This window comes from Parabacteroides sp. PH5-46 (assembly GCF_029892785.1).
In the GTDB taxonomy this organism is placed as follows: domain Bacteria; phylum Bacteroidota; class Bacteroidia; order Bacteroidales; family Tannerellaceae; genus DFXE01.
Window position 1 is genome coordinate 94,625 of sequence record NZ_JARXXA010000003.1, and the last position, 12,321, is coordinate 106,945.

Annotated in this window: 9 protein-coding genes; all 9 read right to left on the bottom strand. The window is 36.5% G+C overall.

Annotated features, from left to right (window positions below):
- Positions 1-5: 5 nt before the first annotated feature.
- A complete protein-coding gene (locus M2470_RS03905; RefSeq protein WP_280743862.1) occupies positions 6-1,619 on the bottom strand; it encodes an AAA family ATPase in 1,614 nt (537 codons plus the stop codon).
- The gene (locus tag M2470_RS03910; RefSeq protein WP_280743861.1) at positions 1,619-5,098 is read right to left on the bottom strand and encodes an N-6 DNA methylase; all 3,480 of its coding nucleotides are present in this window, start codon (positions 5,096-5,098) and stop codon (positions 1,619-1,621) included. Before M2470_RS03910 ends, M2470_RS03905 begins: the two co-directional genes overlap by 1 nt.
- Positions 5,099-5,106: 8 nt before the next feature.
- The gene (locus tag M2470_RS03915) at positions 5,107-8,337 is read right to left on the bottom strand and encodes a helicase-related protein (RefSeq protein ID WP_280743860.1); all 3,231 of its coding nucleotides are present in this window, start codon (positions 8,335-8,337) and stop codon (positions 5,107-5,109) included.
- A gap of 2 nt (positions 8,338-8,339) precedes the next feature.
- The gene (locus M2470_RS03920) at positions 8,340-8,648 is read right to left on the bottom strand and encodes a helix-turn-helix transcriptional regulator (RefSeq protein WP_348524207.1); all 309 of its coding nucleotides are present in this window, start codon (positions 8,646-8,648) and stop codon (positions 8,340-8,342) included.
- A gap of 385 nt (positions 8,649-9,033) precedes the next feature.
- Positions 9,034-10,005: a DUF5712 family protein gene (locus M2470_RS03925; RefSeq protein WP_280743859.1), complete on the bottom strand. Its 972-nt coding sequence runs from the start codon at positions 10,003-10,005 to the stop codon at positions 9,034-9,036.
- Positions 9,995-10,594 (bottom strand): BfmA/BtgA family mobilization protein, encoded by a 600-nt coding sequence (locus tag M2470_RS03930; protein WP_280743858.1) that lies wholly within the window; start codon positions 10,592-10,594, stop codon positions 9,995-9,997. The genes M2470_RS03925 and M2470_RS03930 overlap by 11 nt, the downstream gene beginning before the upstream one ends.
- Positions 10,595-10,802: 208 nt before the next feature.
- On the bottom strand, positions 10,803-11,528 hold the full coding sequence (locus M2470_RS03935; RefSeq protein ID WP_280743857.1) for a hypothetical protein: 726 nt from the start codon (positions 11,526-11,528) through the stop codon (positions 10,803-10,805).
- Complete coding sequence (locus tag M2470_RS03940; RefSeq protein WP_280743856.1) at positions 11,482-11,874, bottom strand: hypothetical protein; 393 nt, start codon at positions 11,872-11,874, stop codon at positions 11,482-11,484. The genes M2470_RS03935 and M2470_RS03940 overlap by 47 nt, the downstream gene beginning before the upstream one ends.
- Positions 11,871-12,221 (bottom strand): helix-turn-helix domain-containing protein, encoded by a 351-nt coding sequence (locus tag M2470_RS03945; RefSeq protein ID WP_280743855.1) that lies wholly within the window; start codon positions 12,219-12,221, stop codon positions 11,871-11,873. Before M2470_RS03945 ends, M2470_RS03940 begins: the two co-directional genes overlap by 4 nt.
- Between the last annotated feature and the right edge of the window lie 100 nt (positions 12,222-12,321).

A 12,321-nucleotide genomic window follows, 5' to 3' on the forward strand; every position in this document is an offset into this window, starting at 1 on the left:
GAGTATTAAGATGTAGGATTCAACAAAACATGAAGTTGCTCTACGGTTTGTATTGCATCTTTTAATTCCTGTTCATAAAGAGGCATTGAATTTCCATGAGATCCCGGATTAAGAATTCTCTTTTTTATACTTTCTAATTCGTTCAATATTAGCTTTGCATTATTATTTCTCTTATTTTCTTCAACTGCAAACTTCAACAATTCATTTTTCAAGGCGCGTAATCGCCCTTTAGTGTTTACGTCAATAGTGGCGTCGTTTTCAAAATCATTAACCAATTTATCAATATCTAATCCTTGTTTGTGAGCAATTTTCTGAAATCTATAAAATTGTTTATGTTCAACTTGTGTTCTCGCTTGATTGATTAACTGGGAGAGCGATTCAAATTCACTCTCAATTCCAGTCAAATCTTTATTTAGGTAGCGTTTCAAAATTGTTTCAGCTTCTTTTCGTAGATAATTAGCACAGGCGTCAAATTCACGTTGTTCAAAAAAATCTTCTGCTTTTTTTAGATATGATTTATTAGTTACTACTTCAGGTTTTGAACCAATCATTTTTTCGTCTTTGTAAAATTCCAAATATTCCCATTCTGAAGAGTCTGTTTTAGACTTTAGTATATCAAAGAATCCTTTATCATGTGTAAGAATGATTTTTTGAAAATCAGAAAGGTCGTTGTCTTCTAGAATGATTTTTGAGATTATCATTCTGTTCGACATATCTAAACTAATAAGCATATCATCTAAAACAAGTATTTTCCAATCGCTTTGAGAAAGACGAGTTAGTAATGCTCCTAAGCGAATAGAAATGGCAATTCGTGTTAGAGCTGCTTCATTTAAAAATGACTGAGGCCTATGATTAGGAATAAAACCACCATTTTTTTTCACATTAATATACATCTTTATAGAAGGGATATTGAAACGTCCAGACCAAGTCAACTTTTCAATATACTCCAACTTAATTAGAATGTCATGTATATCAAACTTTTCTCTTAAAACTTTGTTTGCCTGCATTGTGATTTTCCCAATCAGCTCCTCAACTTTAGTGTTAAATGAGGATATTTTAGATAGAAATGTTGAATACCCTCGTGTTCTACCATCATACTGAACATTTGATTCAATATCATCCAACCACTCTAAATATGTCTTGTTATTCTCTGAAAAATAAGGAAATATGTCGTGCTTGAAAACGCTCCAAATATTCAATTGACTTTTATGTGTTGAATTATAGAAATTATGCAATAGTTTATAGTTGATAAAATCACTCGCTTTGTTGGCTTCTTTTACATTTGCAGTTTGCGTAGCTCCGATATTTCCGTGAGCTATTCTGATTGGCGGTTCGCCTTGTAATTCTATTTCTATGAAGGAGTCGGGTTCTTGTGAAAAGATATTGCGCAGGCTTTCAAATGTTCTATCATTTGTCTCATCATATACGACAAAATAATCGTTTACCCGTGCAACTGTTTTTTCACAGCTTTGCAACAGAGTGTATAAAGCCCAATATAAGGACGATTTACCCGAACCATTATTGCCATAAATGAGCAAGTTTTTCCCTTTCAAATCGAATTCCTGAAATTCGGGAAATGCTTTGAAATTCTGAATCCTTATTTTGTCTATTTTCTTCATTAGTTCATCGACTTGATAATTTGTGCTACACTTTCACTCCGTGTTTCCTGTAAAATGATTCGGTTACGGACTTCGTTTTTATAATCGTTCCATTCCTCGAACAAGCGGATAATTTGCTGTTCAATTGGCAAGTCGGCAACTTTGTCTATCGACTGCCCGATAAGCTCCAACACGTCCACTTGCTGTTGTTTTATTTCTTCCTCGAAATAAAGTTCGTAAACGCAGGCATCAACTACTTTCTCGAAATAAGACGCGATAATTTCATTACTGCCTATTTCTGAAACTACTGAGTTCTCTTTATTTTTGAGATAAAGAAGGTAGTTTACAATGGAGATTATAGATTGTTTTATATTGGTGCTTTTTATTGGCAACTGTTCTATCTCATAACCTCCGACATGGTTGTTGGAGCTTGTTTTTCTAAAATACCAATCTAGCAATTTTGAATTTAAAATACCAAGAACAAATAAATTATCTTTTTGATTTTTCAGAAGGATTTTATTTACAGTATGTCCAAATAGAAATGATTTTTTTATATCAGTTACAGCAAAATGCAAACGCCATTTATCAACAGTTCCTGTAACTTCTTGACAAACGATATAATGATTGGTTGCGTTTTTTTCTAAATTTTCCTTTTTGAAATCTTGTTTCACATATTCATCAACTGAATAGTCAATATAAAATTTAGAAATATTCCTTCCCCTTAATAGTATTGTATCAGTTTTATAATTAACAATATGGGATTTTGAAATAGTGAGGTTTAAATCCCCTTGCGAAACCTCAGTTATTATAGTTTTTAATGGAATAGATATTCTTTGCATTTTGCTAACAATTTCAAATTCACCTGCTTTAACTAATGGGATAAAAAATCCATTTGGATAAAAATCAAGTATTTTTCTTTGCGATATTGATTCATATATCATTGAAAAAATAGTCATCACATCATTTCCTATTGAAACCTTAAAAAGTCGGTCACTATTCGGTATTTTGCGTTTAAAACGGTATATGCAAGTTCCTTGTAAAACGCTTTCAAAAACCTGTCCATTTTTTGTGGGAGCTATTTTTGGAAATTCAATGACCTCATCTATTTCTGTTTTTGTTAAAAGTAATTCCCGTGTGAACTGCGAAGACAAATCACACATTAAACTGCTTTGTACGATCATTGTCGCAAAGCCATTTTCTTTGGCAAGATTATATGAGGCTTCAACAAATAATTTATAGAGATTTTGTTTGCCCTTATCTTTTCCTTCGGAATACGGGAATAGCTCTTTACTATAAACTCCCTTTGACACTTGTTTATACGGCGGATTTCCAATCACAATATCAAAACCATCTTTTACATCAAACATCCATTCGGCATCAAACCATCTTGCATAATCATTTTGGTCGTAAGGATTCCATGCCGCAATTTTTTCGGCAGTATCGTTGCTAAATCCGATTTCTTTCAGTTTTTCGGCTATTTTGGTGCGCAGCTCGTAGTCTCTATCACGATACTTGCGTTTTGTATCGGGTGTTCGTGCGCTAAAATGCTTATGGCGTACTGTGGCAAGTTGTTCTTCAAGCGGATCTATCAAATCCATTCCCAGTGCTCTTTGCTTTGGTTTTTCAAGTCCTATCAGCGTGTTTGCCGCTACAAATTTGGTTTCTAAATTAGGCAGAGGACGTATTCCCAAATTCGGCTTTTCAGGATTGGGAGTTTGCTCACAAATAAGCGAAATAAAGAAACGAAGTTTTGAAATTTGCACAGCAATCGGCTGAATATCAATTCCGAAAATGCAGTTTTCAATCAAAAACAATTTCCGTCCATAATCAAGTGCATTGTTTTCAAAAGCTTCTTCAATATTGTTAATGGCAGCTTCTCGTGCTCGCTCGTCTTCTATTTTTCCTGCAATATCAAGTTGGCGTTGTTTCCAAAGTTCATTTTTAGGGTCAAGCTTTTGTAGAATTTGCACCATTCTAAGCAGAATTCCCATCGGAAAAGCTCCCGATCCGCAAGCAGGGTCAAGGATTTTTACATCATTGAGAGCAGAAATTGTACGGATATTATTTTCCCAATCATCTCCTACTTTTTCTTGCAAATAAGCAGCCAAACTTTCATTTACCATATAATCTACGATTTCTCGTGGCGTATAAAAAGAACCTGTTTGCTTGCGAGCGGTGGTTTGTGTTTCAGGATTGAAACTTGCCAACAAATTTTCAAATACTTTTCCCAGTAATTCGGGATCAAGAGCTACTTCTACATCAGTCGGCGTGTTTTCTTCAATGGTAAAATTATAGGTTTTAAGTATATCAATTAACCCACGTACCTTGTAATTTTTGCCTTTAGTGTCGTAGAATTTGTTTAAATCAACTGTTTCTTCTTCCGAAAAAAACAGAAAATCTGGAACTTTTAACAAAAGTTCCTTGCTCGGTCTATTTGAAAAACAGTCAATTCGTATCTCGTTTTCTTCTCCCACATTTTTGTCGAGATTCTCAAATAATCCACCATTTAGAAAAGGTATATCTTTGGTTAGTTCGATAAAGCGTTCTTTGTTTTTAAAAAAACGTTCGTATCGGTAAAAACCTTGAATACCAGCTTGGCGATTGACAAACTTTCGTTTATCGCTCATTTCGGTGTTGAGCGTAGCAAAAAAGAGGTTCTGAAGAATGGCTTTATAAAATGTACTTCCTGTTTTATCATTATAGTTGAGTATTTTATCAAGCTCCTGTGTGTTGAAAAGTTCATCTTTAATCAAGTTTTTTTGCTTCAAGAACCAAACAAACATCAAGCGGGTAATCAAGCGAATGACAGAAGTGGAATTGCGAAGTTCAGTCAATTTCTTTTCTTCGTCATTCCGTTTATCCACATCTATTTTTATTAGTTTCAACTTATCCAAGTCATCGGGGAAAACCACATTCTGCAATGCCCAAAAATACCAATTGGACAGTTCATTATAAAATTCTTTGGTAAGCGTTTCGACCGAAAAAGCATTTTTAATATCTTCCAACGAAGTATTTCCGCGTTTGTCGGCAATCATTTTCAGACGGTCGGCGGGTGTTTTTGTTTTTTCGTTTTCGCCAAGCACATATGTAAATCGCTTCGGCGGAGTGTTTTCTATGCTGAAATTTCCGTTCGCGTCAATGGTCGGCTCGCTACTGATAAAGGAAAGACGATATTGGGTTTGTGATTTGTCTTCGCTATGATAAAACGCTAAGATACCGTGGTAGCGGGCGTGGTCGATAAGTTTTACAAGCGACTTGTTTAATCCAATTCGATTACGGGCAATTTGAACGCTTGCTTGCGTTTCGATATCCAACACAGCAAGATTTTTGCCATCGGCAAGCTTTATGGAAGCAAAACGGTGTATAGATTTCAGTTGCTCTTTGTCTATTTCAATCTTTTCGGCTTGTGTCTCGAATTGTACTTGAGAACCGAAAATATCTTGCAACCAAATATGCCAATCTTGGCGATTATATGCTTTTTTAAGTTCTTGCTGTGTCATAATTGTTTCTACTTAAAGCTTTCGCTGATAATTATTTCAGGTACAAAGTTTTTATTTTCCTTTGGTTTTTCTGTCTCTAGTTTATCTTCGTTTTCCTGCAAAGGATAATTTTGAGCTATTTTTAGTATCGCTTCAAGCTGTTTTACAGGCAGCATTGAAACTTTTTTAATATTTTTGTATAGAGCGCTGATTTCTTTTGAAAGTTTTTGAAATTTCCCCAAACTAACAGCTTCTTTTGTCAATATCAACAATTCTTCTTCGCGTTTATCTGCAAGTTGAAGTTTTATTATTGCATCCAGATAGCTCAATGCTTGTTTCTCGGCAGGACTCTGTGAGATAACAATAGTACGCTCTGCTTGTTTTTCTGCTTCTAATTGCTGTCTAAAAAGAGTAATGCTCTTTTCCACTTGTGCATGGTGATTTTCTGTAAGTGGTAGAGGCTTCTCTTCTTTATGAGCGCGATAAATTTCTTCTGCCTGCAAAAATGTAAGTTCTTGCGGTTCATCGTTTTCTTTAACTAACAAGAACGAATTACGCTTCTCACTACGAATAAAGGCAATAGTAGTATCATGTAGTTCTTTATCTTCACGGCCGGTACGTGCCCGAAGCGTCATGTTTTTTATTTTCTTGAAAAGCTCGGGATTTTCTTCTTTGAACTTACGAAGTTCAAGTAGAATCTTTAACTTTTCATCTTTTTCTTCTTGTGCCATTTTATCAAAAAGCCCAAAACTTTCAACAATTTCTTCATCAGAATAAATCTGACTATCTTCGCCTAAGGCACTATGAAATGCCTGTAGTTTAAGAATTGCCTTCTTTTGCAGTTCAATATCATTTTCAACTTTTGTAGTAGGGAAAAAGTTGAAAACATGAACTTCCTTTGCTGTACTTCCAATACGATTTACGCGCCCAATGCGTTGCATGAGACGTGTTGAGTTCCAAGGTGTATCATAGTTCACAATGACATTTGCACGGTGCATATTCACTCCTTCCGCCAGCACTTCGGTAGAAATCACTATATCATAGTCGTTTTTCTGCAACTCTTTTTTGAGATTTGCGTCAAAATTTTCTCTAAGAAGTGGAAATTTATCTTTACGATTTTTGCTGTTTACAGCCAATATTTTATCAAAACCTTCTTTTTTTAACTCCTCATACAGATAATTAGTCGTTTCTTGCGACTCAGAAAACACAACCAACTTCCCTTCTTTGTTTATTCGAGAGGATAGAAGTTTGTTCCTCAAATAATCTTTAAAGATATCCAACTTTGGATCCGTTTTAACTTTCTTCCATTCTTTGACAAGATTTTGTAAAATGTCAAAATCGCTTTTCAATCCCTCAACAAATCCATCTTCAAAATCAGTAGCAGTGCATATCTCAATGCTTGGGTCTGTATCTTGCAAATTGACAAGCAGTTGTAGAAGTTCTTCTTCGCGGTCTTCTTCAATGTATTTGTTTACATCAAGGTTTGGGGCTATAAAAACAAGATTATCATCAAACATCTTAACCATATTTGCTGTAGCCTGAGCAAAGCGTTCGAGCGAAGAACGAAAAGCAAAAAAACTACTATCAAGTCGCTTCACCAACAAAGTCTTCATAATAAATTTCAACTGCAATGAAGCTAATTCGGCATTTTTATATTTCTTTTTCTTTTCAGGGATAAGAAATTTTATAGTCTGGTACCGATAGTAAGTCAGTTCATCTCGTAATATCTTTATCGTTTTGTCGTAAAGCATTTCCAAATCGTAGTCAAGCTGATAGAGTATTTTTATGGGTTGTTTTACCACGGGAAATGTAATTCCTTGTTCGCGTAAATCTTTAGCGTATTCTTCATTTTCAAGTAAGTCTGTGCGAGTTCGGCGAACAGTAAGTGGTTCAACCACGTATTTACGAATTTCTTCGTACAGTGCTTTCACCTCTTTTGCCATTTTCTTGACATTACTTTCTTTCTTTAATTCTTTATACTTTTTTATTTTCGGAGCAAAAAAGTGTTGTAAGTTGCTTATTTCAAGCGTTGAGTCTTTTTTGTCTTGAAATAGATAAACCTGATTTGCAATGTCTTCAGGACGATTGTTGAGCGGAGTCGCGGATACTAGCATTATCTTTTTCTGCGTTCCTCTGCGGGTTGGCGTTTTGCAGATTTTCTGCAAAGCATTATACATTTCCGCTGAATCGTTACGGAATTTATGCGCCTCATCAACAATTACCAAATCGTAATTTCGGGCATTGCGGATTTTATGCAAACTTCCATTGGTGTGAATTTTGTAATCGTTTATACCGAATTTGTCAAATGTTTCTTGCCAGTTGTCGTACAAAGCAGGAGGACAGATTACTAACGTTTTTGAAAGATAATCAGGAAAACCATTGTGATAGAAGAAGTTTTTGGCAATTTGCGCTGCCACCACCGTTTTTCCCAAACCTACGACATCTGAAAGAAAGAAACCATTGTGTTTTTCTAATTTAGCATAACCGTCATTTACAGCATCTGCCTGATATGAAAGTTTCTTGTATTCCTTGGGTAAGTCCCGTAATGAATTAGGATCGTACTCAACGCTCTTCCCAAAGTATTCAATCAAAAACTTATAATAGATTTCAAAAGGAGTAAACGAGTCGTTTAAATAAGTCTCTGTTTTTAATTTTTCAACAAAATCCTTCTCAATCTCTATACTTTGCTCCCAAAGCCGTTCGAAAGTTTCAGTGGCAAAATCAATATCTGCATCATCTCGCAATTCAACATTAAATTCAAAATTGTGTTGTAGTCCGTTATCGGTCAAGTTGCTCGATCCCGTAATAACTGAACCATAACCATGAGTGTGTTTTTCTACTTCTCGGAAGATATATATTTTAGCATGTAGGTTTTGTTTCGGGTAAACCCTTATACTCACCTTCTTCTCGATCAAGTCCTGAATAAACTGTAGCATTCCATCCTCGATTGTCTTGTCATATTTTGCTGATTGAATGTCTTTTTTCAAATTTTCAATGTAAGTGTCAATGCTTTTGTCTTCATTACCTGTAAAGAGTAATCCCTTGTTGTTTGCATCGTAAACAGCCTCGTCAATGTTGATTCCAACTAAAACGCGAATTTCGGCTGCCTTATCAACAAAAGGGCGTACCTGAAAATAACCTGAAGCTCTGAAATAGCCAACAAGTGCATCGAAAAAATGAATGTTTTTATGTTCAAAAATACCTTTGATTTTATTGAGCAAGGTGTTTTCATTCTCGTTTGTGAAAAATTTAGAAGACATATCTATTTTTTTATGCTCTGTTCAACAATACTCAATGCATCTAAAGCCAATTCTTTTTCTTCGACCACAGTTGCATTGATTTTATCAGCAAGCCAAAGGACTAGTAATGCCTTGGAGTCAACCGCAAAAAGCTGAGCTAACTTAACCACTTGCTCCCTCTTTGCAAGACGATCTCCACGCTCAATCTTACAATATAAAGCATTATCTATTTCAAGAGCAGCGGAAACCTGCCTCTGTAATAACTGCTTATCTTCACGTAGCTGACGAATTTTCTCTGCAAACAACATCGTTGATAGTATTTGACTTGACATACTTCGACAAATTTACTAAATATTTGAGAAACAGCATTTGTATGTGGCAAAAAAGTTATAAACATCATATACGTGCATAAGCATTTTTCTTGTTTTTACGGGCAAAAACAGGAATGATTTCAATAAAACTTTCCTGTTATAAGATATAGGATACGATGATACAATACAGATAAACAGCCCTATATAGACATGACCGCATATTTTCTCCTTTAACATTTTGTAAACACCTCTTCTATGGAAAGAATAAATAAGGCAACACTTTTACGGAAAATACTACCCGAAGCGTAGCGTAGGTGTGGAGATTTCGCGTAAAACCGATTGCGGCTTGGTGTTGGCGTTTTATTCTTGGAATATACCTTTGTATACCAAATGAAAAAGGAGTTCATTATCCCATTCTTCTGCCTTTTTTCTTTTTCTTGGGTTTTCTCAATGGTTGTCCATCTTCTGGATTGGGATTACCAACATCTGCAGCGGTGGGGAGTATGGAAAATAAGGAAGAGAGAATATTTTTTCCGCTAATGCTATCGCTTAATTGATTAATCGATTTAGCGGCTGGCTGGCTGTTTGGCTGGTCATACGTTTGAACGTTTGGCTGCATGTCCGTACCAACATTGGTGCGGTGTTGCTTTTCATTCGGTTCTATTTCAGACACTAAAGGATTTGAGGATTGTTTTAATTCTTGCTCCTGCATTTGCAATTTCTCTTTTATACTGCCGTTTTTCATCGTATTACAGTACATAAATGTTTCTTGTAAATCCCGTTGATAGCCGAAAAGCTTATCAAAACCTGTTTCTGCCTGCTGAAACAAGTTCGTTCTATCAAAACCGCCTTTTATTGCTCCCTTCTTTGTGTTTTTGTGGTTGGTTAGTGGCGACAACTTCTTTTTATTCGATTGGTCTTTCCGGCTGACAATCAAATGGCAGTGCATATTCAGCTCATTATCTGACCTGTTGCGGTCAAAATGAATTTTGCCATAGAACTTTATATCTTCGGCGGATAATTCTTTGTTGAAGTTCTTGGCGTATTCTGGGATAAAGACTTCCCGAATGTATCGTTTCATGGCTTCGGCTTGCTCCTGTTCGGTATTTCCCATCGTTTTCAGCTCTTTTTCTGAGGGATTAACGTGGATGGCGTAGAACTTGGCATCCGTTTTCAAGAGTTGACCGATATTTGTATCAATGTCTTCAATAATCTGAGCTTTATACAGATTGTCTTCCGTCAGATTGAAAAATCCTTCGGTATAAATTCCTTTCTCCATACGTTCTAAATCCTCATGCTCGAGGTAATTTGCCAACTGTCGGCAACCTCCGGCATTGTTGTATGTTCCTTTGGAGGGCGGTGGGAAGTCAATATTCATGCTCATACTCGTTTGTCAACTTGATAATCTCAGCCTTGAGGTTATCTTTTCGTTTGCCATCCATTACTCCACACGTTGCCAGTTCTGAATAGAGGCTAATCAGATTTAATAATTTCTGATTATCTCGCTTTTGTTTCTCATCAATAGATGACAATCGCTTGGTCTGACCATTTATAATCTCAGCGTGGCGTCCGAAGGTATCACTGATTTTTTGTAAGACACCCGAATTCTTTTCCCACATTACCTCAATCTCCAATTTAATCATCTCCTCCAAGGTTTTTACTACTCCATCGAAGCGGGCAGCTATCGAATGTGTTGCCCGAATCATCGGATTCAGTTCCTTTTCTTCAAAGTGGCGGATAAAACGAATCAGGTCATCCTGCCGCTTATTGATCTTTGCCAGTTCTGTTTTGACAGATTCGGGAGGTTCGGACGGATTGATACAAGCCTTATCCATATACTCGAATGCGAGCTTCACAATCTCTCCTTTTTTCAGATTGTATCGCTTGCAAAGTTTATCTATCTGGCGATTGGTGTTATGGTCAATTCCAATCGTCGTTAATGCTGTTTTATTCTTATTTTGTGCCATATTATAACTTTTTTATAAGAATTCATTTTATTAATAGCCTAATCAACAGGATATTAGCGATTTTATTTATACGAGTCTTTATAAAACTCGTTTTTAATATCTTGCTGATTAACAGCAAGTAACCCCGTAGGGCAAGAGGATAGAACAGGATTTGTCCAGTTCCCTCTTGCTACATTGCTCGCGAATAGTGAGCCATTGGAATGAAAGCTTAAACTCGACGGCTTTCACCATTTAAAGTGATAAAATTGAACATCACTTTGAGGCGGTCGCCAATCATGCCACCATAGAACTCATCGGACGCAAGTGTAGCAAAAGTGAAGTTCGTGGTGCCATGTGTTACGACTCCAACGTCACTTCTCAAACTTAACAATTCGGAAATAGGTCGGCTGACGTTTCCATAATCCTGAACTGTTTTGGATTCACGCCCAAACTCATCAATAATTAATGGTCGCCTGGCAAAAACACTTGCCGACTGCTTTACAATTTGCTCCTGCAATTCCACAGACTTGATAAACGTAAACAGAGGCTGATTCAGGAAAAAACTTCTCGAAATATGATTGTGAAGCAATGAATAAGTTTCAAGAAGAATTGTTTTGCCACAACCATATTTGCCTTGCAGCATGATGCCCTTATTCAGATCACCGGAGAAAGCAGAATTATTGGTTATGTAGCAATAGAGCTGCTCTATCATAGGTTCATTGTTTTTGTCAATGACAAAATTCTTAGCCTGATTGCGGTTGTGCAAACAAATTGTGCCAAATTCACAAAACAAACTCCGAAAGTCAGCATAAGCCAATGGCAGAGGTAAACGTAGCTTCCTAATCTTCTCTTTTTCATGGGCGACCATCTCTTGAGCATCTTTCTGCAATGCCTGAAAGAATTGTTGATTAGTCGAAATCACTTCCCGTAAAGACTGAGCCTTTCCTTTTTCCATAAGAATTTGTATTAGAGTTTTTGTCTTTAGTCTTTATATTGTAGGGCGGGAGTTTAAGGTCGGACTTAGGTGCTAAAATCTGATACTTAGTTTTAACTCTATGTCCACCTCCAGAAGCATAATCCAACAAACCGGCTGCTTTTAATCGGTCGCGAGAAGATTTCAGAACATCCAAAGATATATTCGCATTAGCTGCCAATCGTTTATTGGAACACTCTATCCATCCCGCCCAATAGGAACGGTTAGCCAAATGAATCAAGAAGAAATACAATCTGGTATCGTTGCCGCTGAAGTTCTCCTGTTCATCTACTCGCCAGAAATTGGCCAATAAGTCGAACAGGTTCATCTTTGTATGTTTTTACGCTTATTATATTCCGCCTCTGCTTCGGATTCTATCTCCTGAATGGTTTTCTTTTTGCCTTTGGAGATCCATTCCAGTAGTTCGTCTTCAAAGAAATAGAGTTTCTTGCCATTCTTATAACAAGGAATTAGCCGCTTGCGAACAAGAGCGTACACGGTAGGTTTCGCTTTGCCGATAATCCGGCAAGCTTCTTCAATGTCAATCGGGATTCGCTTCTGAGGGACAACAGGTGTTTGCCCCTTTTCAACTAAAGATTTGATCTCAGCCAGTTCGCTGACTAAATGTGCTACTGCCTTGGGCAGATTTTCAAAAGAAACTTCATTTGCTTCCATAAATAATCGTTTTATGATTTATGGTGCAAATAAAATCAGTGTTTCTGCGGTGTCTGGGCGACACTGGAGAAACACTTAGGAAACACTACAGTTGGCAATA